General features: G+C 59.8%; 22 protein-coding genes. 11 read left to right on the top strand and 11 right to left on the bottom strand.

The annotated features are described in order from the left end of the window. Nucleotides 1–39 precede the first annotated feature (39 nt). The 6 genes from I9H07_RS14295 (at nt 40) to I9H07_RS14270 (ending at nt 7931) form a co-directional block, all read left to right on the top strand. Nucleotides 40–969: a sugar ABC transporter substrate-binding protein gene (locus tag I9H07_RS14295; RefSeq protein ID WP_236423467.1), complete on the top strand. Its 930-nt coding sequence runs from the start codon at nt 40–42 to the stop codon at nt 967–969. Nucleotides 970–1037: 68 nt separating this feature from the next. Further along, nucleotides 1038–2585 carry a sugar ABC transporter ATP-binding protein gene (locus tag I9H07_RS14290; RefSeq protein WP_236423465.1) on the top strand — a complete coding sequence of 516 codons (1548 nt, stop codon included), beginning with the start codon at nt 1038–1040 and terminating at the stop codon, nt 2583–2585. A gap of 63 nt (nt 2586–2648) precedes the next feature. Continuing rightward, on the top strand, nt 2649–3674 hold the full coding sequence (locus tag I9H07_RS14285) for an ABC transporter permease (protein WP_024675528.1): 1026 nt from the start codon (nt 2649–2651) through the stop codon (nt 3672–3674). Between the two features lie 314 nt (nt 3675–3988). After that, on the top strand, nt 3989–4393 hold the full coding sequence (locus tag I9H07_RS14280; RefSeq protein ID WP_002554078.1) for a TraR/DksA family transcriptional regulator: 405 nt from the start codon (nt 3989–3991) through the stop codon (nt 4391–4393). Nucleotides 4394–4576: 183 nt separating this feature from the next. Next, nucleotides 4577–6190: a methyl-accepting chemotaxis protein gene (locus tag I9H07_RS14275; RefSeq protein WP_236423463.1), complete on the top strand. Its 1614-nt coding sequence runs from the start codon at nt 4577–4579 to the stop codon at nt 6188–6190. Between the two features lie 256 nt (nt 6191–6446). Continuing rightward, on the top strand, nt 6447–7931 hold the full coding sequence (locus tag I9H07_RS14270) for a T6SS phospholipase effector Tle1-like catalytic domain-containing protein (protein WP_236533874.1): 1485 nt from the start codon (nt 6447–6449) through the stop codon (nt 7929–7931). Between the two features lie 19 nt (nt 7932–7950). Here the strand turns inward: I9H07_RS14270 and I9H07_RS14265 are convergent, their stop codons facing one another. Beyond that, a complete protein-coding gene (locus I9H07_RS14265; protein WP_024675531.1) occupies nt 7951–8190 on the bottom strand; it encodes a DUF2789 domain-containing protein in 240 nt (79 codons plus the stop codon). A gap of 437 nt (nt 8191–8627) precedes the next feature. Here I9H07_RS14265 and I9H07_RS14260 point away from each other — a divergent pair, with 437 nt between their 5' ends. Continuing rightward, on the top strand, nt 8628–9095 hold the full coding sequence (locus tag I9H07_RS14260) for a hypothetical protein (RefSeq protein WP_024645520.1): 468 nt from the start codon (nt 8628–8630) through the stop codon (nt 9093–9095). Nucleotides 9096–9113: 18 nt separating this feature from the next. On the opposite strand, the gene I9H07_RS14255 is transcribed toward I9H07_RS14260, so the two are convergent. The 7 genes from I9H07_RS14255 to I9H07_RS14225 form a co-directional block, all read right to left on the bottom strand. Next, on the bottom strand, nt 9114–9494 hold the full coding sequence (locus tag I9H07_RS14255; protein WP_024675532.1) for a Na+/H+ antiporter subunit G: 381 nt from the start codon (nt 9492–9494) through the stop codon (nt 9114–9116). Then, complete coding sequence (locus tag I9H07_RS14250) at nt 9491–9769, bottom strand: K+/H+ antiporter subunit F (RefSeq protein ID WP_058825015.1); 279 nt, start codon at nt 9767–9769, stop codon at nt 9491–9493. Before I9H07_RS14250 ends, I9H07_RS14255 begins: the two co-directional genes overlap by 4 nt. Next, nucleotides 9766–10254: a Na+/H+ antiporter subunit E gene (locus I9H07_RS14245; protein WP_024675534.1), complete on the bottom strand. Its 489-nt coding sequence runs from the start codon at nt 10252–10254 to the stop codon at nt 9766–9768. Before I9H07_RS14245 ends, I9H07_RS14250 begins: the two co-directional genes overlap by 4 nt. After that, the gene (locus tag I9H07_RS14240; RefSeq protein WP_024675535.1) at nt 10251–11936 is read right to left on the bottom strand and encodes a monovalent cation/H+ antiporter subunit D; all 1686 of its coding nucleotides are present in this window, start codon (nt 11934–11936) and stop codon (nt 10251–10253) included. The genes I9H07_RS14245 and I9H07_RS14240 overlap by 4 nt, the downstream gene beginning before the upstream one ends. Then, nucleotides 11933–12277, bottom strand: coding sequence for a Na+/H+ antiporter subunit C (locus tag I9H07_RS14235; RefSeq protein ID WP_007251310.1), 345 nt, complete (start codon nt 12275–12277; stop codon nt 11933–11935). The genes I9H07_RS14240 and I9H07_RS14235 overlap by 4 nt, the downstream gene beginning before the upstream one ends. Next, entirely contained in the window at nt 12277–15195 is a 2919-nt protein-coding gene (locus I9H07_RS14230; RefSeq protein ID WP_024675536.1) for a monovalent cation/H+ antiporter subunit A, read from the bottom strand. The genes I9H07_RS14235 and I9H07_RS14230 overlap by 1 nt, the downstream gene beginning before the upstream one ends. Nucleotides 15196–15357: 162 nt before the next feature. Next, nucleotides 15358–16281 carry a DMT family transporter gene (locus I9H07_RS14225; protein WP_058391662.1) on the bottom strand — a complete coding sequence of 308 codons (924 nt, stop codon included), beginning with the start codon at nt 16279–16281 and terminating at the stop codon, nt 15358–15360. A gap of 111 nt (nt 16282–16392) precedes the next feature. Here I9H07_RS14225 and I9H07_RS14220 point away from each other — a divergent pair, with 111 nt between their 5' ends. Together I9H07_RS14220 and I9H07_RS14215 are read left to right on the top strand one after the other, a co-directional pair. Further along, a complete protein-coding gene (locus I9H07_RS14220) occupies nt 16393–16962 on the top strand; it encodes a helix-turn-helix domain-containing protein (protein WP_024675538.1) in 570 nt (189 codons plus the stop codon). Nucleotides 16963–17031: 69 nt separating this feature from the next. Next, entirely contained in the window at nt 17032–18444 is a 1413-nt protein-coding gene (locus I9H07_RS14215) for an FAD/NAD(P)-binding protein (protein ID WP_058825014.1), read from the top strand. A 438-nt stretch (nt 18445–18882) separates the two neighbouring features. On the opposite strand, the gene I9H07_RS14210 is transcribed toward I9H07_RS14215, so the two are convergent. Together I9H07_RS14210 and ssuD are read right to left on the bottom strand one after the other, a co-directional pair. Then, the gene (locus tag I9H07_RS14210; protein ID WP_058825226.1) at nt 18883–19989 is read right to left on the bottom strand and encodes a sigma-54 interaction domain-containing protein; all 1107 of its coding nucleotides are present in this window, start codon (nt 19987–19989) and stop codon (nt 18883–18885) included. After that, a complete protein-coding gene (gene ssuD / locus I9H07_RS14205; RefSeq protein WP_058391663.1) occupies nt 19989–21128 on the bottom strand; it encodes an FMNH2-dependent alkanesulfonate monooxygenase in 1140 nt (379 codons plus the stop codon). The genes I9H07_RS14210 and ssuD overlap by 1 nt, the downstream gene beginning before the upstream one ends. Nucleotides 21129–21418: 290 nt before the next feature. Between ssuD and I9H07_RS14200 the strand changes: the two genes are divergently transcribed. Next, nucleotides 21419–22330, top strand: a complete 912-nt coding sequence (locus I9H07_RS14200; protein ID WP_236423461.1) for a Ku protein — start codon at nt 21419–21421, stop codon at nt 22328–22330. A 36-nt stretch (nt 22331–22366) separates the two neighbouring features. Next, nucleotides 22367–24952 carry a DNA ligase D gene (gene ligD / locus I9H07_RS14195; RefSeq protein ID WP_236423460.1) on the top strand — a complete coding sequence of 862 codons (2586 nt, stop codon included), beginning with the start codon at nt 22367–22369 and terminating at the stop codon, nt 24950–24952. 75 nt (nt 24953–25027) lie between these two features. On the opposite strand, the gene pssA is transcribed toward ligD, so the two are convergent. Then, nucleotides 25028–26371 (bottom strand): CDP-diacylglycerol--serine O-phosphatidyltransferase, encoded by a 1344-nt coding sequence (gene pssA, locus I9H07_RS14190; protein WP_236423458.1) that lies wholly within the window; start codon nt 26369–26371, stop codon nt 25028–25030. Nucleotides 26372–26569 lie beyond the last annotated feature (198 nt).

Below are 26569 nucleotides of genomic sequence, written 5' to 3'. Positions count from 1 at the left end.
CCGATCCGAACAACAACAAGAATTTGGAGACAGATCCTCATGAAGACCAAGACTGTTTTGACCTCACTGGCCATGGCGCTGATGCTGGGCAGCGGTGCCGCGTTGGCCGATATCAAGATCGGCGTGGCCATGTCGCAGTTCGATGACACCTGGTTGACCTACCTGCGTCAGGACATGGGAGCGAAGGCCAAGGGCATGCCTGACGGCGTGACACTGCAGTTTGTAGACGCCCGGGCCGACGTCAATAAACAGATCGACCAGGTCAAGGAACTCATCAACAAAAAAGTCGACGCTCTCATTGTCAATCCGGTGGACACTGCTGCCACCGCCCGGATCACCAAGGAGGCCGTTGCCGCCGGCATCCCGCTGGTTTACGTCAACCGCCGCCCGGATGAAGCGAAACTGCCTGAAGGCGTTGCCACCGTGACCTCGGACGATACTGAGGCTGGCCGGATGCAGGCGCAGTACATCGCCGACAAGATGGGCGGCAAGGGCAGCGTCATGATCCTGTTGGGCGACCTGGCCAACAACTCCACGCAAAACCGCACCAAGGGCGTCAAAGAGGTATTGGCCAAGTACCCTGACATCAAAATCGATCAGGAGCAGACCGGCACATGGCTGCGCCAGAAAGGCATGGACCTGACCAACGACTGGCTGACTCAAGGGCGAAAATTCAACGCGGTTCTCGCCAATAACGACGAAATGGCCATCGGCGCCGCTATGGCGCTCAAGCAGGCCGGTGTCGACAAAGGCACGGTATTTGTTGCCGGTGTAGACGGTACGCCCGATGGCCTCAATGCGGTCACTAAAGGCGAACTGGCCGTATCGGTCTATCAGGACGCCAAGGGGCAGGCCGACGGGGCGATCGATGCCGCCGTCAAGCTGGCCAAGAAAGAGAAGGTCGAGCCTCAGGCAATCGTTATCCCGTACCGCCTGATCACGCCTGAAAACGTCGCCACCTTCAAATAACAACAGTCGATAGGCCCAAGAGGATTCCGCGATCCTCCCCGTGCCTGCCGCTTGAGGAGTTTGTGATCATGTCCGCTTCTGCCACTGCCCACCCGCCCGCGCAACGTGATGTAGATGCCCAGTCTCCTTATTTGCTGGAAATCAGCCATATCAGCAAAGGTTTTCCGGGCGTGATCGCGCTCGACGATGTTCAGCTTCGTGTACGTCCGGGCAGCGTGCTGGCGCTGATGGGCGAGAACGGGGCCGGGAAGTCGACGCTGATGAAAATCATCGCCGGTATTTATCAGCCCGACGCCGGTGAGATTCGTTTGCGCGGCACGCCGGTGCGCTTCGAAACACCTCTTGCAGCCTTGCAGGCCGGTATTGCCATGATTCATCAGGAGCTGAACCTGATGCCGTTCATGAGTATTGCCGAGAACATCTGGATCGGCCGCGAGCAGCTCAATGGCCTGCACATGGTTGATCATCGGGAAATGCACCGCTGCACCGCCGAGCTGCTGGAGCGCTTGCGCATCAGCCTTGATCCTGAAGAGCTGGTCGGCAACCTGAGCATCGCCGAACGGCAAATGGTGGAGATCGCCAAGGCGGTCTCTTACGACTCCGACGTGCTGATCATGGACGAACCAACCTCGGCAATTACCGAAACCGAAGTCGCACACCTGTTTTCGATCATTGGGGACCTGCGCGCTCAGGGTAAAGGCATCATCTACATCACTCACAAGATGAACGAAGTCTTTGAGATCGCCGATGAAGTGGCAGTGTTTCGCGATGGCGCTTACATCGGCTTGCAGCGCGCTGACAGCATGGACGGCGACAGCCTGATTTCAATGATGGTCGGCCGCGAGTTGACCCAGTTGTTTCCGCAACGCGACAAGCCGGCGGGTGAGCTGCTGCTCTCGGTTCGCGATCTGAGTCTGCGCGGCATATTCAAGGACGTGTCCTTCGACCTGCGCGCCGGGGAGATCCTGGGCATCGCCGGGCTGATGGGCTCGGGCCGGACCAATGTCGCCGAGACCCTGTTCGGCATCACGCCCAGTGACAGCGGCGAGATTCACTTCGACGGCAAGCCGGTACGCATCGGTGATCCGCATCAGGCCATCGAGCTGGGGTTTGCATTGCTCACCGAAGACCGCAAGCTGACCGGCCTGTTTCCGTGTCTGTCGGTGATGGAAAACATGGAGATGGCTGTGCTGGCCAACTACGCCGGGAACGGCTTCGTGCAACAGAAGGCCCTGCGCGCCCTGTGCGAGGACATGTGCAAGAAACTCCGGGTCAAGACGCCGTCACTGGAGCAGTGCATCGACACGCTGTCGGGTGGCAATCAGCAAAAGGCCCTGCTGGCGCGCTGGCTGATGACCAACCCGCGGGTGCTGATTCTCGACGAGCCTACGCGCGGCATCGACGTGGGGGCCAAGGCAGAAATCTATCGGTTGATCTCGCTGCTGGCCAGCGAAGGCATGGCCGTCATCATGATCTCTTCGGAACTGCCGGAAGTGCTCGGTATGAGCGACCGGGTCATGGTCATGCACGAAGGCGAAATGATGGGCATCCTCGACCGGAGCGACGCGTCCCAGGAAAAAGTCATGCACCTGGCCTCCGGTCATCGGGTCCGCTGAGTGTGCAGCACGCGGTTCGGTCGTCAATGGAACGCGTAAAAAAAGAACAAGAGGGTTACGAGCATGAGCAACGCGATTTTGCAAAACAAACCGGCCCTTGCGCCGACCAGAGGCAAACGGCGGCTGCCCACCGAACTGAGCATTTTTCTGGTGCTGATCGGCATCGGCCTGGTGTTCGAGCTGTTGGGCTGGGTCATGCGCGATCAGAGTTTTCTGCTTAATTCGCAGCGTCTGGTGCTTATGATCCTTCAGGTGTCGATCATCGGGCTGTTGGCCATCGGCGTGACTCAGGTGATCATCACAACGGGCATCGACCTGTCATCGGGCTCGGTTCTGGCGTTGTCGGCCATGATCGCTGCCAGTCTGGCGCAAACCTCGGATTATTCCCGTGCCGTGTTCCCTTCACTGACCGATCTGCCCGTATGGATTCCGGTGGTGGTGGGGCTGGGCGTCGGGCTGCTGGCCGGCGCTATCAACGGCAGCATCATCGCCATCACCGGCATCCCGCCCTTCATCGCAACGCTGGGCATGATGGTGTCTGCGCGCGGCCTGGCACGCTTTTACACCGAAGGCCAGCCGGTCAGCATGCTTTCTGATTCCTACACCGCGATCGGTCAGGGGGCGATGCCGGTGATCATCTTTCTCGTGGTGGCGGTTATCTTTCACATTGCCCTGCGCTACACCAAATATGGCAAATATACCTATGCCATCGGCGGCAACATGCAGGCAGCGCGCACCTCAGGGATCAACGTCAAGCGTCATCTGGTCATTGTCTACAGCATTGCCGGGCTGCTCGCCGGGCTGGCAGGGGTGGTTGCTTCGGCACGGGCCGCCACCGGTCAGGCCGGGATGGGCATGTCCTATGAACTGGACGCCATCGCTGCTGCCGTCATTGGCGGCACCAGCCTTGCCGGGGGTGTAGGGCGAATCACCGGCACGGTGATCGGTGCGCTGATCCTTGGGGTGATGGCCAGCGGCTTTACCTTTATCGGGGTGGATGCGTATGTGCAGGACATCATCAAGGGCTTGATCATTGTAGTTGCAGTGGTAATCGATCAATATCGCAACAAGCGCAAAACCAAGCGCTAAGCCAATGCAAGTGACACAAGGGGCCTTATGAGGCCCTTTTGTGCGTCTCATGTTATGGGAATCTTGCAGGAACCGATCGGTTACACATGGGTCAGACCCTCATCACGCCGCACGTGATCGGGTTTCATACTCGCGCTTCAAGGGGTTTTACTGTGATTGTTGTACGAAAACCCTTCAATTTGTGTTGCCGAGCCTGCAAGCCGGCCTTAGACTGCCGCCCCTCGTAAATTGAGTGCCAGGTGGCGCTTGGAGATTATTGGCTTTACGACAACGTCAAGCCGCTCCTCAATGCACGTTTTTTTATAGAGAAATAAATGACAAAGGAAAAGTTGCTGGCCATGCCGGCCGATGACTACATGAACGCCGAGCAGCACGCTTTCTTCGTCGAGCTGTTGCAGGGCATGAAGGTCGAGATCCACGAGCGAATCGAGCAAAGCCGCATTGCCATCGAAAGCCTGGACACGCCTGCCGACCCGGCCGACGCTGCGTCGGTTGAAGAAGAGCGTCACTGGTTGGTGAACGTGATCGATCGCGATCAGCGTATGCTGCCTCAGCTGGAAATGGCCCTGTCGCGCATTGCCGATGACACGTTTGGCTGGTGTGATGACAGCGGCGAGCCAATTGGCCTGAAACGCCTGCTGATCAGCCCGACCACCAAGTATTGCATCGAAGCGCAAGAGCGCCACGAGCAGATCGACAAGCACCAGCGCCAGGCCTGATTCTCAGGCAACAGGGGTTGAGTGACCAGACCGGGAGGCGAGCAATTGCCTCCCGGTTTTGTTGTGCCTGAGATTTATCGAAATCATCAACGCTGATCGCTAATACCATTAGCGCATGGCACATCGCTGTTATCTGACGTTTAATAGGTGCAATAACGATAAATATAGACGGGGTAACGCAACATGGCCGAGAACTTATCCATGGCAGCCGGACTGCCGCTGGCCAATGCGCCAGTTACTGCATTGAAGTGGTGGGTGCCAGCGGTACAAAGTGTTGCCTTGTGCCTGTTACTGGCTGCGATGACCGTCGGCGGGCTGCCCCTCTATGTTGTCGTGCCTGGCGCATTGCTGGTGATCTGGCTGCCGCGATGGTTGCTCCGCCGTCCTGCGGCCGTGTCGGCCCAGGCGGTAGACGCCGACATGACCCGTCTCACCCGCGACCTCTCTCGTACCACCAGTCACAACGCGCTGTCGGCCGCGCAAGTGGCGTTTTCCGTGCGTCAGTTGGCGGGCCGCGTGCAATCGCAGCTTGGCGCTGCAGAGCAGGTGGTCAGCAGCGCCGAACTGATGATCACTACCGAGCAGCAGACGGCCCAGCTCAGCCAGCAGGCGCTGGTGGCCGCCAGCGAGGCGCGGGCGCGTAGCGAAGCGGGCAGTGGCGCGTTGAATGAGTCTATCGAACGGATGCACCAGTTGAGTGATCGGGCAGTCGCCAGCCGCGAGCTGATCGAGGCGCTCAGCCAGCGCAGCGAGGAGATTCAGCGGGTGACCATGGTGATCCAGTCGATTGCCAGTCAGACCAACCTGCTGGCGCTCAACGCAGCCATCGAGGCTGCCCGGGCCGGAGAGCACGGGCGTGGTTTCGCCGTGGTCGCTGATGAGGTGCGCGGGCTCGCCGGCCGGACCGCGAGTGCTACCGGAGAAGTCGGGCAAATGGTGGCCGATATCCAGCAGCGCACTGCGCAGGTCGTCGAGCAGATCCGCCAGTTGTCTGCCGACCTGGACATTGGCGTCGAGCAGGTCGAGCTGACCGGGGAGCACCTCGGCAATATCGCCCGCCTTGCGGTCGAGGTCGAGAGCCAGGTCAGCGAAATCTCCCAGGGTGCCAGGAGCAATCAGGACCAGTTGGCGAGCCTGTTCGAGGCCGTCGAGCACATGCGCAGTGATCTGGCAGTCAGCGACGAGCAGACCCGGCAACTGGCCAGGGCTGCGGTGCAGATGGAAGGGCAGGCCGAGACCATCAGTCAGCGTCTGGCTGAAGTGGGTCTGGATGACTACCATCAGCGGATCTACGATCTGGCCCGCGAAGGCGCACGGCTGATTGGGGAAAAGTTCGAAACCGATATCGAACAGGGGCGCGTCAGTCTGGATGACCTGTTCGACCGCCATTACAAACCGGTCGCGAATACCTCACCGACCCGATTCACCACGCGCTTTGATCGTTACACCGATCAGGTACTCCCGTCGTTGCAAGAGCCGTTGCTCGCGCGGCATGAAGGCCTGGTGTTTGCCATCGCTTGCACCCAGCAAGGTTACGTACCGACACATAACAATGCGTTCAATCAGCCGCTGACCGGGGACGCAGCGGTGGACAATGCGCGCAATCGCAGCAAGCGCAAGTTTGATGACCGGACCGGTATTCGCTGCGGCAGCCATCAGCAACCGGTACTGCTGCAGACTTATACGCGGGACACCGGTGAGCTGATGCATGACCTGTCAGTGCCCATTATCGTCAAGGGGCGGCATTGGGGTGGTCTGCGCCTTGGTTACAAACCGCAAGTCAATTCGAATCACTAGACCTGCGCGTTGCATTTTTATAAATCGCAAAGATTGATCAGGTGCCGGCCCATCTGGTCATTACGCTGAATAGGTAGCGCTGTGTAGGTATCTATTTATAGAATTTTTAAATATAGCGATGTCGCGCGTAGGAAACTTCTGAATAACTTTGCATGGCTTGACTGTTTGTGTGCGCTGAGCAATCTCTTGAATCATTGGTATTAATTTTTGATTTAAGAGCGGCCTTGCCAAGGGCGCATCTACGGACGGAAAAGTGATGAAAAGTATATGGAATATCAAACAGTCAGCCGAAATTTCGGGCGCAGCTACTTTGTATGTTACCGCGCGTATAGGCATATTTTTTGACGGCACCGGTAATAACCGGGTCAACAGTCAGATCGGTGCCGATTGCCGGGCGTTGCTGGAAGTCAATGACGGCAAGCACATCAAGGAGTGCGCCGGGCGACACGCTGATCCCGGCAGTAGTTACAGCAATGACTTGAGTAACATCGCCTTGCTGGTGGGCCTTTATCGTCAGCAGCCGGTCGCCGCCAATGACGGGCAGGGCCTGAGAGTCTATTACCCGATTTATGTAAGCGGTGCCGGGACTACATCGGGCGAGCGTGACTCGGTATGGCCGGGGCAGAGTTTTGGCCGTGGCACCACGGGGGTGGTTTCCAAGGTGGCACACGCGTTCAGAAAGCTGGAATCAGTACTCAAGGCCTTCCCCGCAGATAATCCGGATTGCTTGCTGAAGGCCTTGGAGTTTGACGTCTTTGGCTTCAGTCGCGGCGCTGCGTCGGCCAGGCATTTTGTCAACGAAATCCTCAAGCGTGAAGCCGGCATGCTTGAGCCGATACTTCGCAGCCGCAAAGTGCGGTTGAGCGAAAGCTTTGCCTGGGGTGATGACAGTGTGCGGCTCAAGGTCATTGGTCTGTTCGACACGGTTGCCGCTATCGGCAGCGTCAAGGACCTGGGCAATACGAGTGACGCCAGCAATCGGCGCGTCAACCTGTATCTGCCCCCAGGATGCGCTCAACAAGTGCTGCATCTGGTGGCGCGCGACGAAAGTCGGCGCAATTTCGCGCTTAACAGCATCGCGCCAGGGTGGCCTGTAGAGATCATCTTGCCAGGCGCGCATTCCGATATCGGCGGGGGGTATCCGCCGCAAAAGCAGGAAAAAGGATTATTTACCCCCCCCCGCACTAGCGCTGTGCGGGGCGGCAGGTCTCCGCAAGCGGCGGCTTGCTGGCAGGAAGCACAAGCCGAATTGAGCAAGATGGATGTCAGCCAATGGATTGACCCTCTCGACAGCCAAGCGTCGTTGCAGGTGCAGTCGTGTGCAAGCAGCTGCCATGCCTGCAAGAATCCGCTGAGCAGTGGCGGGGTGGTCGTGGCGGCGGTGGGTATGAATCGGCAGGTCTTCGGCCATCTGTCACGCGTTGCGCTGCAGATCATGCATGCGTTGGCCTGTGATGAGGGCGTGCCGTTCGGTCCCGTTCCGCATGCGCCGCACTTTCAGCTTCCTCCTGAGTTGGAGGGGATTGCCCGCAAGCTGATCGACTATGCGCGAGGGGGGCCTTATACGCTGACGGCTGAGGAAGAGCAGATTCTGCGCTGGCGTTATATTCATCAGTCTGCGCACTGGAGCGCGGCACTGGGCCGGACGGGTAGCCTCAGTGATGCGGTATTCGTCCACGCTCCAGAGCCGGGTGGCCGGATACTGCACCCCAACATCGGGCAGCCCGGCTACCCGCAGTGACACTTGACGCCCGAGTGATTCACTCGGGTGAATCATGCAAAAGTACATTGAGGTCATCGATCACCGGGGCCCATTCGGCGTCTCGATTCAACTCCTCTTTCAGGAAAGCCGCCTGTGTCGGAGTCCAGAAGTCAGCTTCTATCAGCTTGACTCCGTCTTTCAGGCGGTGCTCTGCAACGAAAGCGTCGATACTTTTATCGTCGGAATCAAGCCCCAGTTGAGCGAACAGGTCACTCATGGTGTTCGTATTCAGGTCCATGTCATCTCCTCGACGAGGGGTATCCCCGTGTTGTCATCAGTCCTCTTATGGGAGTGACACCTGCAGGGAAGAGTTCGATGCATTTTACGGCCCCGGGACGTCAATCTTTTTTGCGTCGACGGTAAATGCTATGTTCCCGCTGCGCCCGGGGTTCCCCAGACCTTTGCCCGCCTTCGTGTCGGGGGTTGATGGCGCGTCGGTTTGCCGTGCGCTGACTTCGTTGTGACATTGATGTGTACAAAAGGAATATATCCCGTAGAGGCAATGAGCCGGTAGAATCCGCCTCCAGCCTGCACAGTTCAGTGGTAGCCGACTCATCGTTCCCGAGTGCAGCGCGTCAGCAGGTATCTGGCCGTGCCATGCGGCCTGTGGATGAATCACTTATTGACTGCCTGAGCATCAGGCAGCCTCATTTTTCATGTTTGAGGGTTTGTACTTTGGCTGTAAGTAACCTGGATACCCATGCTTTGTTCGTGCTCGGCGATCTTCGCGCACAATTGGTCAAGCAATTTCAATCCCGTTTTGTCTATATCACCGAGCAATCAGCCGAAGGCATCTACATCGCTGAAATCGACACCGAGACTGCCTTGGTGGTCGATGACAAACCGCGTCTGGAACTCAAGGTTGGCGACCATTTTCGCGCAGCTGTGCTGCCGAGTCGTGAAGGTGGAAAGCTTGAATTGAAATTCCGTGAGGTGAAGGTCACCGTTTACGGATTGGGTGAATACGCCTTCGTCGATACGCCTGAAGGTCACGGTATCGTGTTCAAGGAAGGGCATGGCGTGGTCATGGTCTTTGCCGCAAAAGAACAACTGCTGACCGGTATGAGCAAGGTTCTGAAAACTGCGGTCGGCAAAGCCGCCAAATGGCGCAAGGGCGAACTGACCTTCAAAGCCAGCGAATAACGCTCGCGCACACCGGCTTCAACCTCCGGTCGACTCACCATCGACACGGCCACTGCTGACCTCGGCGGGTACATCATCACCGGCCATACGCTTGCGGAACAGCGCAGTGCGCGCGAGCAGCAGGGTGGTCACAGGCATCGTTATCGCCAGCAACACCGGAATGAGCCAGGCATGGATGACCGGCTCGGACTTCAGCGCCGAGAAATAGATGATCGATGCCAGTGCCACGCACCAGGCACCCAGTGTCGACGCCAGCGCCGGTGGATGCATGCGTTGAAAGAAGTCTTTCAGACGCAGCAGGCCCAGCGCCCCGGTCAGGGCGAACAGGCTGCTGGCGATCAGCAGCCCGGCCGTAAGTATTTCAGCCCAAAAGGGCACGGAAACCGGTAGTTCGTTCATTCGATCACTTCTCCGCGCAGCAGGAATTTGGCCAGCGCAAATGAGCCGACGAAGCCGAACAGTGCGATCAGCATGGCTGCTTCGAAATAGGTGTCACTGGCGTAGCGGATGCCCAGCACCAGCATCATCAGCATGGCGATGATGTACAGGTAGTCCAGCGCCAGTACCCGATCCTGGGCAGACGGGCCCTTAAGCAGACGCAGCAGGGTGATCACCATGGCCAGTGCAAAGATCAGCAAGCTGATCAGAATGGCGTTGTCGAGCAGGGTACTCATTGAAAGATCTCCATCAATGGACGCTCATAGGTGGTCTTGAAGTGTTCGATGAATTGCGCTTCGTCCTGCAGATCGAATACATGCATCAACAGCACGCTGCGATCCAGCGCCAGTTCTGACCAGACAGTGCCGGGCACTACGGTGGTCACGATCGCCAATGCGGCCAGCCCGTGGGCATCGTGCAGGTCCAGCGGGATTCGCACGAAGGCCGAACGGGGTGGACGTCGCTTGAGTCGCCAGATGCTCAGGCCGACCTGAAGGTTGGAAACCACCACGTCACGACCTACCAGCCAGAAGAACTTGAGGATCGTCCCTGGTTTGCGGATGCGCACCGGCAGCGGACGTAACGGCGCCATCAACAACGGTGCAAGAAACCCCAGCAACGCACCGAGCAGCAGGTGGCCGGGGCTGAGCGACAGGTTCAGTACCAGCCACAATACCCAGAGCGCCAGAGACAGCCAGGGCGCTGGAAATAGACGTTTCATGGTTGCCCCTCCGGATTTACATCACGGCTGGTCGGGCCGGGTATGGGGCGTGTGGCGAGCACCGACTGCACGTATTGTTTGGGTTCATGCAGCGCTGCGGCGGTGTCTTGTGTATAGCGCAGCAGCGGCTCGGCCTTGAAGGTCAGCGCTACGCACAGGCCCAGCAGGATGATGATCGGCAGGCACTCGTTGCGCCGCAACAGCGGCGAGGGGCGCTCGTGGGGTGTCCAGAAGCGCTGGGTGCCCAGTCTTGAAAAGGCGATCAGTGACGCCAGCCCGGAAAAGATCAGCAGGCCGATCAGCATCCAGGAGCGGGTCAGCAGCGCTTCGTCCTGGGCGACATCCAGCCCCAGAGGATTGAGCAGGGCACTCAGCAGCGTCAGCTTGCCGATAAACCCGGAAAGCGGCGGCATGCCGATGATCAGCAGCGCGCAGATGATGAAGCTCAGGCCCAGAAAGGCCACGGTCATGGGAATCACCTGGCCGACCACGACTTTTTGTTCGTCGTCCAGATTGGTGCCGGGCGGCGGATGCAGTGACTCCATGGCGCGCGGCAACTGGTCCGCGTCTTCTTCCAAAGGGATTTCGTTGGCCGAGCGCGAGCGCTCGATCAATTCGCCCAACAGGAACATCGCACTCAATGCCAGGGTCGAGCTGACCAGATAGAACAGTGCGCCCGACGTCAGGCTGGGCTGTGCGAAACCGATCGCCGACAGCAGGATGCCTGCCGACACCAGAATGCTCAGGCTGGCCAGGCGCTCCAGACGCTGGGCGGCGATGATCGCTATCGCCGCCGTGAAGATGGTTGCCATGCCGCCAAAGATCAGCCATTCGCCGCCGAAGAATGCAGACGCGCCGGCCTGCCCGGAAAACAGCAGCGTCCACAGGCGCAGCAGGGTGTAGATGCCTACCTTGGTCATGATCGCAAACATCGCGGCAACCGGCGCGCTGGCGGCTGAATAGGCCGGAACCAGCCAGAAGTTCAGCGGCCACATACCGGCCTTGGCCAGAAACGCCGTGGCCAGAATTGCCGCCCCGGCATGCAGCAGGCCCAGATCGGCTTCCGATACCTGGGGAATCTTGATCGCCAGATCTGCGAAATTCAGTGTGCCGGTCACACCGTAGATCAACGCTGCGCCGATCAGAAACAGCGACGAGGCCAGCAGGTTGATCGAAATATAGTGCAGGCCCGCTGACACGCGTGCCCGTCCGGAACCGTGCAGCATCAGGCCATAGGAGGCTGCCAGCAGCACTTCGAAAAACACGAACAGGTTGAACAGGTCGGCGGTCAGAAACGCCCCGTACAGGCCCATGAGCTGAATCTGGAACAACGCGTGGAAGCTGGCACCGGCGCGATCCCAGCGCGCCAGGGCAAACAGCAGCGCGCAGACACCGACGATGCCGGTCAGCACCATCATCAATGCCGACAGATGATCGACGACCAGCACGATACCGAACGGTACGCCCCAGTTGCCCGGAAAATAGACACCAATCGATCCGCTGTTGCCGGTGTGCTGCACCCAGAGCATCAGCACCACCGAGATGCCCAGCCCGAGGATGCTGGACAACAGGTTGATGCGCCCTTTGAGCGGTCGATGCTTTTCGCCCAGCCAGAGCATCAGCCCGGCGGTCAGCAATGGCAGCAGAATCGGCGCGATGATCAGTTGCGTCATCCCGTTCATGCCTTGGGCTCCCGGCCATCGACGTGGTCGGTGCCGGTCAGGCCCCGGGAGGCGAGCAGCACCACCAGAAACAGGGCGGTCATGGCGAAGCTGATGACGATGGCGGTGAGCACCAGTGCCTGCGGCAGCGGGTCAGTGTAATTGAGCAGGTCCTGCGGAATGCCGTCCTTGATGATCGGCTCTTTGCCGATGAACAGGCTGCCCATGCTGAAAATGAACAGGTTGACCCCGTACGACAGCAGGCACAGGCCCATGACCACCTGGAAGGTTCGCGGACGCAGGATCAGCCAGACTCCCGAGGCGGCGAGAACACCGATGGCGACTGCGATAACTTCTTCCATCAGAGAATTCCTTGCGGATTGGCGACCGGCTTGGGCAGTTGGGTAGGGCGATGACTGCGCACCGATTGGTGAGCCAGTGCGGTGAGGATCAACAGGGTTGAACCGACCACCACGGCATATACGCCGACGTCGAAAAACAGTGCGCTGGCGATATGGATGTCACCCAGAACCGGTAAATCGAGATGCGCGGTATGAGTCGTCATGAACGGATAACCCAGCACCATGGAACCGGCGCCGGTCAGGACCGCACACAGCAGGCCGGTGCCCATCCAGCGCAGCGGCCGCAGGCTCATTTGCGCTTCGACCCACTGAGTACCGGCAACCATATACTGCAGAATGAACGCCACCGACATCACCAGCCCGGCAACGAATCCGCCGCCCGGCTGGTTGTGGCCGCGAACGAACAGGTACATCGAAATAATGAAAGCGATCGGCAGCAGCAACCTGACCAGCGCCGCCGGGACCATCATGAAACCGAGCGCCGTGTCACTGGCACCGCGCGGGTTGATCAGGTCGGTCACCACGTCGCGCGCCAGCAAGCGCTGCTGAGTTGGCAGCAGGATGCTTTCCTTGGGAGGACGGAAGCGGCGCAACAGAGCGAATACGGTCAGTGCCACGGCCGCCAATACGGTGATTTCGCCGAACGTGTCGAAACCACGGAAATCCACCAGCATCACGTTGACCACGTTGGTGCCGCCGCCTTGAGGCAGTGCACGGCTCAAGTAGAACGACGAGATGGCGTTGGGCGTCTGGCGGGTCAACATGGCGTAGGACAATATTGCCATCCCCAGGCCGACCAGAACCGCCAGGCCGAAGTCGCGAATACGCCGGGTGCGAGCGCGCAGGCGGGCGCTGAGCGGGGCGACGTCTTCGTTGCGTCGCGGCAGCCAGCGCAAGCCAAGCAGGATCAGCACGGTGGTCACCACTTCCACCACCAACTGCGTCAGGGCCAGGTCAGGGGCCGAGAACCAGACGAACGTGATGCAGGTCATCAGCCCGCACACACTGACCATGACCAGCGCCGCCAGACGGTGATATTTACCCTGCCATGCCGCGCCCAGCGCGCAGGCGATCGCGATTAGCCACAGCGTGACAAACACCCCGGAGCCCGGAATCTTCGGCCGGTCACCCCAGGTCAGGCCGCTGAAATACATCGGAACGAAACCGCCCAGCACGGCAGCCAGCACCAGCAGAAACAACTGCGGCTGCAAGCGACGGGTGCTGACCTTGCGCTCGAAACGGCGTGCCCAGTGCATCAGCACCACCAGACTGCGCTCGAACACACGTTTGCCGTTGAGTCTGCCCACCAGTGGCGGGGCGGTGATGCGCTCCTGCTTGAGCGGCTTGCGCAACAACAGATACAGGATGATGCCGCCCGCCATGGCCACCAGACTCATGATGATCGGCGCGTTCCAGCCATGCCAGATAGCCAGGCTGTACTCGGGCAGCGTGCCGCCCACCACCGGTCGTGCGGCCGCTGCCAGCAGGGGTGCGACCGATTGTGCCGGGAAGATACCGACCACCACGCAGGTCAGGACCAGAAATTCGACCGGCGCACGCATCCAGCGCGGTGGCTCGTGGGGCAAGTGCGGAAGGTCCTTGGCGGCCGGACCGAAAAATACATCGACGGTGAATCGCAGCGAATAGGCGACGCTGAATACGCCGGCGATGGTCGCGACCACCGGCAGCGCCATTTCGATCCACGCCGTGGCCGAGATGAAGACGGTTTCAGCAAAGAACATTTCTTTGGACAGGAAGCCGTTGAGCAGCGGCACGCCTGCCATTGACGCGCTGGCCACCATCGCTAGCGTCGCGGTGTAGGGCAGCAGTTTCACGAGCCCACTGAGGCGCCGGATATCCCGCGTCCCGCTCTCGTGGTCAATGATCCCGGCGGCCATGAACAGCGAGGCTTTGAACGTGGCGTGGTTGAGGATGTGGAACACGGCGGCCACGGCCGCCAGCGGGCTGTTGAGGCCGAGCAGCAGCGTGATCAGGCCTAAATGGCTGATCGTCGAGTACGCCAGCAGTCCCTTGAGATCATTCTGAAAAATGGCTGCGTAGGCGCCCAGAATGAGCGTGCAGGCACCTGCGCCGCTGACCATCCAGAACCATTGTTCGGTGCCGGACAACGAGGGCCACATGCGGGCCATGAGAAACACACCGGCTTTGACCATGGTTGCCGAATGCAGGTACGCCGACACCGGCGTCGGCGCTGCCATTGCGTGGGGTAGCCAGAAGTGGAACGGGAACTGGGCGCTTTTGCTCAGTGCGCCGATCAGAATCAGGGTCAGCAACACCGGGTACAGAGCGTGGGCGCGGATCACGTCACCGGATGCCAGTACGCGGTCCAGGTCGTAACTGCCCGCCACATGCCCGAGGATCATCATGCCTGCCAGCAACGCCAGGCCACCGGCGCCCGTCACCATCAGTGCCATGTAGGCACCGCGCCGGGCGTCGGCGCGGTGATGCCAGTAGCCGATCAACAGGAAGGAAAACAGGCTGGTCAGTTCCCAGAAAAACACGATCTGAATCAGGTTGCCGGACATCACCAGACCGAGCATGGCGCCCATGAATGCGAGGAAAAATGCAAAGAAGCGCGGCACCGGATCGTCCGGCGACATGTAGTAACGGGCGTACAGCGAGACCAGCGCACCGATGCCCAGCACCAGCATGGAGAACATCCATGCGAAGCCGTCGATACGCAGGACAAAATTCATTCCCAGGCTCGGCAGCCAGAAATATTCCTCCCGAATCACGCCGCCATCGGCAATCTGCGGGAACCACAATGCCATCTGGATTGCGCCAACCAAGGCAACCAGACCGGCCAGAAAGGATTCAGCGTTACGCGCGTTGTGCGGCAAAAAGGCCGCCAGACAGCTGCCGATGAAAGGCAGAAGCAGTAGAACTATCAGGGACATAGGCTTCTAATCTGCAGGAGAATGTCAAGCATCATACGTGCCAGAGAACTCAATACCAAACGAACACGTTTCGAAATTTCCTACAAAAAGTGTCTGAAATTTTTACATCAGTGCATCCAGGTTGCGGTAAACAATCATTTTTCACCAACGGCCAAGTCGTCTTCAGTGAGTTTCCCGTGCGCGATTCTGCCCGGTGTCTGCGCTTTGCGTGGCGGGTGAGCGTCGTTTCATCTCGCTGACAATCACTCCGGCCACGATCAGCGCCGCGCCGAGCAGGGCAATCCCCGGCAAGCGCTCACCGGCCAGTCTTCCGACAATCCCGGCCCAGACCGGTTCACCTGCGTAGATCACGGTCGCGCGGGTCGGCGAGACGCTACGTTGCGCCCAGTTCATGGCAATTTGAATCGCGGCGCTCATCGCCCCCAGGCCCACCGCGCTGAGCACCAGCAACCAGGAAAACCCCGGCAGACTTTCCTGTGTTGGCACGATCATCAGAAACGCCAGTACCGAAGCGGTCGCCAGTTGCACCACTGTGACCCGACGTACATCGACCTTGCCAGCATAGGCACTGATCATGATGATTTCAGCAGCGATAGCGACTGTGCTGATCATTGTCACGATTTCCCCCGAGCTCAGGTTCATGGACGCGCCTTGCGGGCCTGAGACCAGCATCAGGCCGATGAATGCCAGAACAATTCCCAGTGTCGGCATCAGCCCCGGCCGCCGCCCGAGTACCAGCCATTGCAGCAGTGGCACACAGGGCACATAAAGAGCGGTGATGAAGGCCGACTGGCTGCTGGGGATGGTCTGCAAGCCGATGGTTTGCAGACCATAGCCCAGCATGATCGACGTGCCGATCAGCACGCCTGCCTTGAACTCCAGCACTGTCAGCCCGCGCAGCACGTTCATCGAGAACAGCGCGACGATCACAGCAGCAGCGGCGAAGCGCAGGCCGACGAAAAACATCGGGCCGCTGACCGTCATCGCGTGCTGCACCAGCAGGAACGTGCCGCCCCAGAGCATGGTGATCAGAATCAATACCGCTTCTGCTTTACTGATGCGGGGCAAGCGGCTGATAGACTTCATGTCAGCTCCGGATTCCTGTTCATTGCGTTGCGTATGATGAGAGGCTGGACGCTTGGACAGCCGCCCTAAAGTGGGCAGTATACTGCGCAGCGGTTTCACGTGAGTACTACCATGCACAAAGAAAACCCCCGACGCGCGCCGGTGCTGCAACATGTCAGCCAGAACGTAAGGCGTCTGCGCAATGCGGCAGACCTCAGCCAGACCGCTCTGGCGGATAAATCCGGTGTCAGCCGACGCATGCTGGTGGCCATCGAGGCCGGCGAGAAAAATGTCAGCCTGGCGACGCTGGACCGTGTCGCCGAGGCGCTCGGAGTTGCATTCAGTGATCTGATTCAGGCCCCTGAAAGCCGTGATCATAGCCGTATCAACGAGCTGGCCTGGGAGGGTACGATTGCTGGCAGCAAAGCGGTGTTGCTGGCCAAGGCGATTGCCCGGCGCGAAGTCGAACTCTGGGAGTTCTGCCTTGAGCCGGGAGACGCCTACGCATCGGAAGCTGATCCCGACGGCTGGAGTGAGCAGGTGTACGTGGTAGAAGGGCACCTGACGCTGCGTCTGGCCGAGCAGGGTGCAGCGCAGCAGATCGGGCCGGGTGAGTTCTTCATGTTTCCCAGCAATCAGCCGCACCGTTATTGCAACGAAGGCGTGGTGCCGTTGCGTTTCGTGCGCAACGTGGTGTTGTAACGCGCTTATCCTTCAGCACACCCGACGAGTACATCCGACTTTATTACAACCCGACCGAGGCGTTGTTCGATGAGTGACGAGCACAACCAGACGGCCGATATTCTGATCATTGGTGGCGGCTTGAGCGGCAGCATGCTGGCTGTGCAGCTGTTACGCCGACCGGGTCAGCGTCGGATCCTGATCATCGAGACCCGCCGCGAGCTGGGTCGTGGCGAGGCCTACAGCGCGACCGAACCGGGGCACACGCTCAATGGCAACGCGGCGCGCATGAGCGTTGATCCGGACAACCCCGATGACCTCACCGATTGGCTGTCCGGGTATCTGGCCGAGGGCGGCTGGCCCGAATCCGTAGAGCAGAAAGTACCGGTGGCCGAGCTGTTTCCACCGCGTGGCGTGTTCGGTCTCTACGTGCAGCAGCGCTTGCGCGAGGCCAGCGCCGTCGGAGCGGTGCATGGCTCGACGGTCGAGCATGTGCAAGGTGAAGCGGTTGATGTTCAGCCTGACGACACCGGTGTCAGTATTACGTTGGCGGACGGTTCTGTGCTTCGTGGCCAGCGTGCCGTGCTGGCCACCGGCATGTACGCCGCTTCACGTACTCCGTTGCGCGAGTCGAACGGGCTGAATACGGCGGGTCTGGACCCTTGGGATGTGGCTGCCATGCGCCAGCTTGATCCGCAGGCGAAGGTCATGATCATTGGCTCCGGGCTGACCATGGTCGACACGGTAGTGTCGCTTGAAAAAGCCGGGCATCGCGGCCCGATTCAGGTCTTGTCGCGCCACGGTCTGCTGCCTCACGTGCGTCGGCAGCCGCCGGAGTGGTCTGACTTTCTGGCCCAGGACACCAGTATCCGCACGACCCGGCAGTTGCTGCGCAAGGTGCGTGAACAATGCGAACTGGCCATCGAAAGCGGGATCGACTGGCAGGCCCCGCTGGATACCGTGCGCGCCAATGTCGGCCGGCTCTGGAATCAGGCGACCGACAGGCAGCGTCGACAGTTCGTACGCCACGTGCGGCCGTGGTGGGAAAGCCACCACCATCGCTCGCCGCCGCCGAGTGCCGCGCTGCTGGCCAGGCTGGTCAGGCAGGGAAGGTTGAGCATTGAGGCGGCGTCCTTGCAGGGTGTTGCGAGTCTGCCTTCCGGGCAGGTGCAGATCCGCGTGCGCTGTCGGGGCGAAAGTGAGCCCTCAGTGCTATTGGGTGATGCGCTGGTAAATTCCACCGGCATCGAATACGACTGGCGTCGCGTGGACCGTCCGTTGCCTCGCCAGTTGCTGGCACGAGGGCTGATTCAACCCGGCCCACTGGCACTGGGCATCGCCGCCGACGCAGGTGGCGCGGTGCTCGATGAACAAGGTCGGTACGCCTCCCGCCTGTTCGCCATGGGCCCGCCATTGCGCGGCATGTGGTGGGAAAGCACTGCAGTCACCGACGTAGCGATTCAGGCCAAAGCGCTGGCAATGCGTCTGGCTTCCCTGGCCTGAAGAGTCATGATAAGTGTTCTTCCAGATACCTCTCGTTTCTCACGCTTCAGCATGTAAATGCCCGTTGTAACGCTCTGCGTCACATATCCGTGATAATGCTTTAGCTTTAGATGTGCTTTTCAACCACGATGGCACTGACGACGCCGATTGCGACGTAAGTGACGGCTGAGCCCTGACACTGATCCGGGGGATGCTCGGCAGGACGCCGAGCAAGCCGCACCGGGCCATGGATGGCCCGTTGCGGCGACCCCCGGATCAGTGACAGGGCGAAGGAACCCGACGAAGTCGGGCCGGAAACGGAGCCTGGGGGTTTGCCTACTTTGGCCCCATCAAAGTAGGTCGCCGAGGGGCGAAAAGGTGCCTTGAGTCGAAAACATATCTAACCGACCTCGCAAAACCTCTGTGTGACGCTGAGCGTTAAGAACTGCATTCCCACACTCATACCGACAAATGCAACATCCGGTCACCCTGCACATTCTCACCCGGCCTGCGCTTATTGACCGCTAGTTCGCCGATCTTGATCAGGCGCGTGCGCGTCACGTTCCGCGTCAGGCCGAGCAGGCTGGCGGTATGCACCTGATTGTGGTGGCAGAAACGATAGGCCGTTCGCAGCAGCGTGTCCTCGACCTTCTCGTGCAAGGCGCCTGCCTGTTCCTCGAACAGCTTCTGAAACGCGCGATTGAGCAACTGCTCGGCGGATTCGTCGGCCTGGCCGTATTCGTCCTGCCGCTCGATTCTAAGGTTCGACATGCGCAGGTCATCACGCTGGATGATGCCGTCACGGCAGACCAGCAAGGTGTGATGAATGACGTTTTCCAGCTCGCGGATATTGCCTGGCCAGCTGTACGTCTTGAGCTTGTGTTCGGCTTCCTCGCTGATCCGCACCGGGCCATGTCGCAGGCGCTGGCTGTAGACCTCGATGAAGTGCCGGGCCAGCGGCAGAATATCCCCCGGCCGCTCGCGCAGCGGGCTCAGTTCCAGGTTGACCACGTCCAGCCGGTAATACAGGTCCTCGCGAAAATGCCCTGCGTTGATGGCTTTTTCCAGTTGCACATTGGTGGCCGCCAGCACGCGCACATCAATCGGAATACTTTTGCGCGAACCCAGCCGCACCACTTCGCGTTCCTGAAGCACGCGCAGCAGCTTGACCTGAAGGGTCATGGGCAAATCGCCGATCTCGTCAAGAAACAGCGTGCCGCCGTTGGCCTCTTCAAACCAGCCGGCCTTGGCGCTGATTGCACCGGTAAATGCCCCTTTGTCGTGGCCGAACAGCTCGGCCTCGATCAGATTCTCGGAAAAGGCGCCGCAGTTGACGGCCACAAACGGCTTGTCACGCCGCGCGCTCAACTCGTGGACATGCCTTGCAACCAACTCCTTGCCAGTGCCGGTCTCGCCGATGATCAGCACGCTGGCGTCGCTCGGTGCAACTTGTCGCACGTGAGCGAGCAGGGCTCTGGACTTCGGGTCTTCGAACACCTGCGCGGTGGCCCTGATCGAGGTCGCCAGCGCAGGCGAGTGCGGTAAGGTCAGCAGTTGCCCGGACATCACTTGGCCTGCGGGGGCAGATCGTTGGCGATCATTTCGCCAAACGGCCCCGTCAGATTGGTGATGCCACGCCCCGCCAGGCTGGCATAAGGCTCAGGCAGCAGCGGGAACACCAGTTCGGCGAAACGGTAGGCTTCTTCCAGGTGCGGATAGCCGGAAAAGATGAAGCTTTCGATGCCCAGGTCCGCGTATTCCTTGATGCGTTCCGCTACTTCCTGCGGGTTGCCGACCAACGCTGTGCCCGCGCCGCCACGAACCAGGCCCACACCTGCCCACAGATTGGGGGCGATTTCCAGATTGTCGCGGCGCCCGTCGTGCAGTGCCGCCATGCGTCGCTGGCCTTCCGAGTCAAAGCGCGAGAAGGATTTCTGCGCCGCCTGAATGGTTTCGTCGCTGATGTGCTCGATCAGGGTGCTGGCGGCTTTCCAGGCTTCTTCACTGGTTTCCCGGACGATCACATGCAGACGAATGCCGAACTTCACGGTACGGCCCTTGCGTGCTGCACGTTCCCGTACATCGGCCAGCTTCTGCGCGACGGCTGCTGGCGGCTCGCCCCAGGTCAGGTAGACGTCCACCTGGTCGGCGGCCAGATCATGTGCCGCGTCCGAAGAACCGCCAAAATACAGCGGCGGATAAGGTTTCTGGATCGGCGGGTACAGCGCCTTGGCGTTCTGTACGCGCAAGTGTTTGCCTTCGAAGTCGACGGCTTCGCCTTGCAATACGCGACGCCAGATCTGCAGGAATTCGTCGGTGACTTCATAGCGCTCGCTGTGATCAAGAAAGCTGCCGTCACCCCGGTTCTCGTCAGGATCGCCGCCGGTCACTACGTTGATCAGCAGGCGGCCACCGGACAGACGATCCAGCGTGGCGGCCATACGCGCCGAAACAGTCGGGGAGATGATCCCCGGACGGATTGCCACCAGGTACTTCAAACGCTCGGTCAGCGGCACCAGTGCCGAGGCGATCACCCATGAATCTTCACAGGAGCGGCCAGTAGGTATCAGCACCCCGTAGTAGCCCAGATCGTCGGCAGCCTGCGCCACCTGCTTCAGGTAATTCAGGGTGACCGGGCGCGCGCCCTTGGTGGTGCCCAGATAGTGGCCGTCGCCGTGAGTCGGAAGAAACCAGAAAACGTTCATGACAAATCCTTGGGAGTGATCAGCTCAACGAGAGCTGACGGGACCTACTGTTGGCTTGCAGACAGTCTGCCAACAGCGTTCGAGGTGGGCCATTTATAGAACGTCTGATTTATTCCGCAAAAGAACGTTAAACCATATTTTTAGATCGTTAAGGAATATGACGGCGACGCTGGCAATGGCTAATCCCTTATAAAGCCTTCTGGTGCAGGCGTTTGGCGGCGCTCGTCAGGCTGCCGAAACTTTTGTCAGGCCTGTCCAGTCACCTGTTCACGATCAACAGGAGTCAGACCATGGCAAGGGCAATCTGGAAAGGCGCGATCAGCTTTGGACTGGTGCATATTCCCGTCGCGCTGGTGTCTGCGACGACGTCGAACAGCGTTGATTTCGACTGGCTCGACAAACGCAGCATGGACCCGGTCGGCTACAAGCGGATCAACAAGGTCACCGGCAAGGAAGTCACCAAGGAAAATATCGTCAAGGGCGTACTGCACGAGAAAGATCGTTATGTAGTGCTCAGCGAAGAGGAAATACGCTCTTCGCACCCCAAATCGACGCAGACCATTGACATATTCGCCTTTGTCGACAGTCAGCAGATTCCCTTGCAGAACATCGATACGCCTTACTTTCTGACCCCGGACAAGCGCGGCGAAAAAGTCTACGCGCTGTTGCGCGAAACCCTGATTGATACCAAAAAGGTCGCGCTGGCCAACGTCGTGCTGCACACCCGTGAGCACCTGGCGGCGGTCATGCCGCTGGAATCGGCACTGGTGATGGTGATCCTGCGCTGGCCCGCCGATGTCCGCGAACTCGATGCGCTGGAACTGAGTGAGGCGGTGACCGACGCGCAGTTGAACAAGAGCGAGCGCGACATGGCCAAGCGGCTGGTCAAGGACATGAGCGCAGACTGGGAGCCGGAAAAGTACCGCGATACCTTTCAGGAAAAGATCATGAAACTGGTCGCAACCAAGGCCAGCGAAGGCAAGATCGAAGAGGTCGAGACCGATCCGGGCGAGGAAGAGCGCAAAAGTGCTGATGTCATCGACCTCACCGACCTGCTGCGCCGCAGCCTGGCGGGCAAGAGCAGTACGGGCAAGCCCAGGGCAAGCAAGCCCGCCGCCAAAGCTGGTGACAAGTCTGCTGCCAAGGATGAGAGCAAACCCAAGCGGCCCGCTGCGCGCAAGAAAACCGGCAAAGCATCCTGAGCCAAAAGCCCCTTGATCCCTCTGGAGAAACCGGCCATGGCCAAGCCAGCCAGTGAATACACACGCAAGCGCAATTTTGATGTCACCTCCGAACCCGCCGAGAGTAAACGCAAGGGTAAGGCGCGCGACGGTGCACTGAGCTTTGTGATTCAAAAGCACGACGCGCGCAACCTGCACTACGATTTCCGCCTGGAACTGGATGGCACGCTCAAGAGTTGGGCGGTCCCTAAAGGTCCGAGCCTGGACCCGAAGCAAAAGCGTCTGGCGGTGCATGTCGAAGATCACCCGCTGGATTACGCCGGTTTCGAGGGCAGCATTCCGCAAGGACAATATGGCGGAGGCGACGTGATCGTCTGGGATAGGGGTATCTGGCAACCCCATGGCGATCCGCAAAAGACCTACGAGGAAGGCAAGCTCAAGTTCACGCTGGTTGGCGAAAAGCTCAGCGGCGAGTGGGCGTTGGTACGCACGCGGCTCAAGGGCAGCGGCAGCAAGGAACAATGGCTGCTGATCAAGGAAAAGGACTCGATTGCCCGACCCGCCGCCGAGTACGACATCACCCAGGAACAACCACAAAGCGTGATCAGCGGCGCGCACGTCGGGGCAGGGCGCGCAGCGTCTGCCAAGCCCAAGCCCAAGCCCGCAACCAGCAAGGCCAAGGCTGCCACGTCAAAAGTTGCAGCGTCAACACCCGAGCCGAAAAGAGTCAAAACAGCGTTCCCGGATGCGCTGTCGCCACAACTGGCAACGCTGGTGGATGCCCCGCCCGCAGGCGAGTGGCTGTACGAGATCAAGTTCGACGGCTACCGCATGCTCACGCGCATCCAGGATGACGAAGTGCGTCTGTTCACCCGTAACGGCAATGACTGGACCGATCAACTGCCTGAACTGGTCAAGGCCCTCAAAGGCTTGAAGTTGCAGGACAGCTGGTTCGACGGCGAAGTGGTGGTGCTCGACGAGCAAGGGTTGCCCGACTTTCAGGGCTTGCAGAATGCCTTTGATGAGGGGCAAAGCAAGAACATCCTGTATTACCTGTTCGACATGCCGTTTCTGAGTGGCGAAGATTTGCGCGAAGTGCCACTGGAGCAGCGTCGTGACGCCCTGAAACAAGTGCTCGACAACCAACGCAGCCGCGTACTGCGCTACTCCGATGCGTTTCAGGCCGGGCACCAGGACATTGTTGCCAGCGCCGCTGCGATGGGCCTCGAAGGGGTGATCGGCAAACGCGTCGGCAGCGCCTATGTGAGCAAGCGCAATCCTGACTGGATCAAGCTCAAATGCCGTTTGCGTCAGGAGTTTGTGATCGTAGGCTATACCGCGCCGCAGGGCAGCCGCTCGGCGTTCGGCGCGTTATTACTGGCGGTCAATGACGCCAAGCAAGGCCTGGTGTACGCCGGGCGGGTTGGCACTGGCTTCAACGAGGCCACACTCAATCAATTGCACAAACAGTTACAGCCTTTGCAGCGCGAGACCTCGCCGCTGGCAAAAAAACTGAGCGCAGCGCAGGCGCGAGGCGTGCAATGGCTGGAACCACAGTTGGTCTGCGAGGCAGAGTTTGCCCAGTGGACCCGCGAGGGTATTCTGCGTCAGGCCGCATTCGCCGGCTTGCGCACTGACAAGCCTGCAAGCGAAGTGGTGCGTGAACAGGCCCAGCCTGCCAAGGCTGCCGGCAAAACCCAGGCCGCTTCAGCCGCTCCCAAAGCGGGCAAGAAAACCGCTCAGGGCAAAGTCGATGTGGCAGGCACCGGCATCAGCCATGCTGATCGAGTGATCGACAGCAAGACCGGCACCAAGAAGATCGAACTCGCGCAGTTTTACGAGTCCATCGCCGAATGGATTCTGCCCTACCTGAACAAGCGTCCGGTGGCACTTTTGCGCTGTCCGGAAGGTATCGATGGCGAGCAGTTTTTCCAGAAGCACGCCGAACATCTGGCCATTCCAGGCATCATGCAGCTTGATCGCGCGCTGGACCCGGGCCATGCCGCGCTGATGGAAATCGACTCGGTGCAGGCGCTGGTCGGTGCGACGCAGATGGGTGCCATTGAATTGCATACCTGGGGCGCGACACGTGACAAAATCGAGACGCCCGATCACCTGGTACTCGACCTCGATCCGGACCCTGCGCTGCCTTGGCGGAGCATGATCGAGGCCACCCAGATGGTGCTCGCCGTGCTGGACGAGCTGGGCCTGGAAGCCTTTCTGAAGACCAGCGGCGGCAAAGGCATGCACATCATCGTGCCCTTGGCGCGGCAGGCCGACTGGGACACCGTCAAGGCGTTTTCCAAAGCCATTGCCGAGTTCGTCAGCCGGCAGTTGCCCGAGCGCTTTACCGCCACCATGGGGCCGAAAAACCGGGTCGGGAAGATCTTCGTCGATTACCTGCGCAACAGTCGCGGAGGCAGTACAGTCACCGCCTATTCGGTACGTGCGCGGCCGGGTTTACCGGTCTCGGTGCCGATTGCACTGGATGAGCTGGCCGGTCTGACGTCGTCGGCGCAGTGGGACATCACCACCCTTCAACAGCGCTTGAGCACACTCAAGGACGACCCTTGGGCGGGCTACAGCAACCGCCGCAAAATCACGCAAAAGATGTGGAAACAGTTGGGGGCCAAACAGCCTTGAGGGCGGGTAGTGAACAGTGCCGTCAGCGGGCGGCCAGGCCTTAACAGGGCTTGGTCACCCGCGTGAGGTAAAGGGTTAGAGAATCCGGTACAGCAAGCGTTCGACCCTGACCCGACTGACCCTGCGCAGGAACTTGCGCACGCCTTCGGGATAGTTGGCCAGGGTGTCGAGCTCATCGTACTGGTTGACGCGTTGGGTGTTGCGCATCAAATGCGCGATCTCTGCCTCGCGCGGATCGGTCCACTGGCCCAGCGGGTCATCGATCAGCAGGCCGTTTTCCAGGTCAAGATTGAACGCGCGCGGGTTCAGGTTGTTGCCGGTCAGCAGGGTATAGCGCTGATCGACCCAGATACCCTTGAGGTGGAAGGTGTTATCGCCGTGCTTCCACAAATGCACGTTCAGGCGCTGCTGGGCGATCGCCTTCTGGTGTTTTTGCGCAAAGCGTCGCAGGCTGATTTCATACAGATAGGGCAGGGCCGAGATCACCTTGAACGGCTCGTCCGGGTCGATAAAAAAATCGTTGGCGGTTTTGTCGCCAATGATGATGTCGACCTGCACGCCACGCTTCAAGGCCCTGTTGATCTCGCGAGTCACGGCCACCGGCAGGTTGAAATACGGCGTGCAGATAGTCAGCTGAATCTTGCTGGAGGCGATCAGGTCGCAGATAACGCGATTGAGCTTGTTGCGTGGGCCGACGCCCAGCAACGGGATCACTCGCAACTCGCCGTTTTCCTTGTCGCCCACCGAGGTGTCGTAGGCTGCGCGCTTCAGATCACCGCGAAACGCGCGAATCTCGCTACGCAGGCTGCGCGAACTCGGTGGCGATTGCAGGTCCAGACGATGCACCGCCGGTGACGGCAGAATTTCCTGCTGCACCAGATTCACGAAGGAGTCGGCCAGCGGCGCGCTTTCGATCAGGTGATAACGGTCGAGGCGGTATTTATCGAGTTTATGCAGATAGACGTTGTTGATGCTCGCGCCGGTGTAAAGCACGCAGTCATCAATCACGCTGCCCTTGAGGTGCAACACGCCAAACAGCTCGCGGGTCTGCACGGGCACACCATAGATCGGCACTTCTTCGTCGTATTCGAGGTTTTGCGCCTGATACCAGGTCGAATTGCCCGGCTGCCGTCCTGCCCCGATCAGGCCCCGCTGCGCACGAAACCAGTCCACCAGCACCGCCACATCCAGCTCTGGCCGGGCTGTCTTGGCGGCATACAGGGCGTCGAGCACTTCCTGGCCTGCCTCGTCCTGTTGCAGGTACAACGCGGTGACGTAGATACGGCGCGTGGCAGAAGCGATCTTCTCCAGCAGACAACGCCGATAGTCGGCAGCAGAAGGAACAATGGAGATAGCATCACTCGGCAAGGCAAAACCGCGAAGCGCTGCCAGGGTCGAGCGTCGGAAAGTGGACTGCATAGGCCTCTCGATGGGAAAACCAACAGCGTGTGAGCTTACACGAGAGTAGGGGGCAGGTGGCTGTCGCCGACCTGTTTCAAAGCATTGCCGGATAGGTGCTTATCGCGCTAAGCAAATGTTCACCCCCCATGCCACTGTGCATTGACAAGCAGTGCACCACGCTTCGCTTCATTAATCCCCGTCACGTCACAACGTCAT

It is taken from the genome of Pseudomonas syringae, assembly GCF_023278085.1.
Lineage (GTDB): Bacteria > Pseudomonadota > Gammaproteobacteria > Pseudomonadales > Pseudomonadaceae > Aquipseudomonas > Aquipseudomonas syringae_Q.
Note: the sequence above shows the minus strand (reverse complement) of the source record. Positions and strands in the feature narration are given on the sequence as shown.

What these genes read in the sequence shown, in the direction of transcription:
- I9H07_RS14285 (WP_024675528.1), top strand. Translation starts at nt 2,649, where the DNA reads ATGAGCAACGCGATTTTGCAAAACAAACCGGCCCTTGCGCCGACCAGA.
- ligD (WP_236423460.1), top strand. Translation starts at nt 22,367, where the DNA reads ATGGCCAAGCCAGCCAGTGAATACACACGCAAGCGCAATTTTGATGTC.
- I9H07_RS14270 (WP_236533874.1), top strand. Translation starts at nt 6,447, where the DNA reads ATGAAAAGTATATGGAATATCAAACAGTCAGCCGAAATTTCGGGCGCA.
- I9H07_RS14215 (WP_058825014.1), top strand. Translation starts at nt 17,032, where the DNA reads ATGAGTGACGAGCACAACCAGACGGCCGATATTCTGATCATTGGTGGC.
- I9H07_RS14290 (WP_236423465.1), top strand. Translation starts at nt 1,038, where the DNA reads ATGTCCGCTTCTGCCACTGCCCACCCGCCCGCGCAACGTGATGTAGAT.
- I9H07_RS14225 (WP_058391662.1), bottom strand. Translation starts at nt 16,281, where the DNA reads ATGAAGTCTATCAGCCGCTTGCCCCGCATCAGTAAAGCAGAAGCGGTA.
- I9H07_RS14280 (WP_002554078.1), top strand. Translation starts at nt 3,989, where the DNA reads ATGACAAAGGAAAAGTTGCTGGCCATGCCGGCCGATGACTACATGAAC.
- I9H07_RS14230 (WP_024675536.1), bottom strand. Translation starts at nt 15,195, where the DNA reads ATGTCCCTGATAGTTCTACTGCTTCTGCCTTTCATCGGCAGCTGTCTG.
- I9H07_RS14265 (WP_024675531.1), bottom strand. Translation starts at nt 8,190, where the DNA reads ATGGACCTGAATACGAACACCATGAGTGACCTGTTCGCTCAACTGGGG.
- I9H07_RS14210 (WP_058825226.1), bottom strand. Translation starts at nt 19,989, where the DNA reads ATGTCCGGGCAACTGCTGACCTTACCGCACTCGCCTGCGCTGGCGACC.
- I9H07_RS14220 (WP_024675538.1), top strand. Translation starts at nt 16,393, where the DNA reads ATGCACAAAGAAAACCCCCGACGCGCGCCGGTGCTGCAACATGTCAGC.
- I9H07_RS14275 (WP_236423463.1), top strand. Translation starts at nt 4,577, where the DNA reads ATGGCCGAGAACTTATCCATGGCAGCCGGACTGCCGCTGGCCAATGCG.
- I9H07_RS14200 (WP_236423461.1), top strand. Translation starts at nt 21,419, where the DNA reads ATGGCAAGGGCAATCTGGAAAGGCGCGATCAGCTTTGGACTGGTGCAT.
- I9H07_RS14295 (WP_236423467.1), top strand. Translation starts at nt 40, where the DNA reads ATGAAGACCAAGACTGTTTTGACCTCACTGGCCATGGCGCTGATGCTG.
- I9H07_RS14240 (WP_024675535.1), bottom strand. Translation starts at nt 11,936, where the DNA reads ATGAACGGGATGACGCAACTGATCATCGCGCCGATTCTGCTGCCATTG.
- I9H07_RS14235 (WP_007251310.1), bottom strand. Translation starts at nt 12,277, where the DNA reads ATGGAAGAAGTTATCGCAGTCGCCATCGGTGTTCTCGCCGCCTCGGGA.
- ssuD (WP_058391663.1), bottom strand. Translation starts at nt 21,128, where the DNA reads ATGAACGTTTTCTGGTTTCTTCCGACTCACGGCGACGGCCACTATCTG.
- I9H07_RS14255 (WP_024675532.1), bottom strand. Translation starts at nt 9,494, where the DNA reads ATGAACGAACTACCGGTTTCCGTGCCCTTTTGGGCTGAAATACTTACG.
- I9H07_RS14245 (WP_024675534.1), bottom strand. Translation starts at nt 10,254, where the DNA reads ATGAAACGTCTATTTCCAGCGCCCTGGCTGTCTCTGGCGCTCTGGGTA.
- I9H07_RS14250 (WP_058825015.1), bottom strand. Translation starts at nt 9,769, where the DNA reads ATGAGTACCCTGCTCGACAACGCCATTCTGATCAGCTTGCTGATCTTT.
- pssA (WP_236423458.1), bottom strand. Translation starts at nt 26,371, where the DNA reads ATGCAGTCCACTTTCCGACGCTCGACCCTGGCAGCGCTTCGCGGTTTT.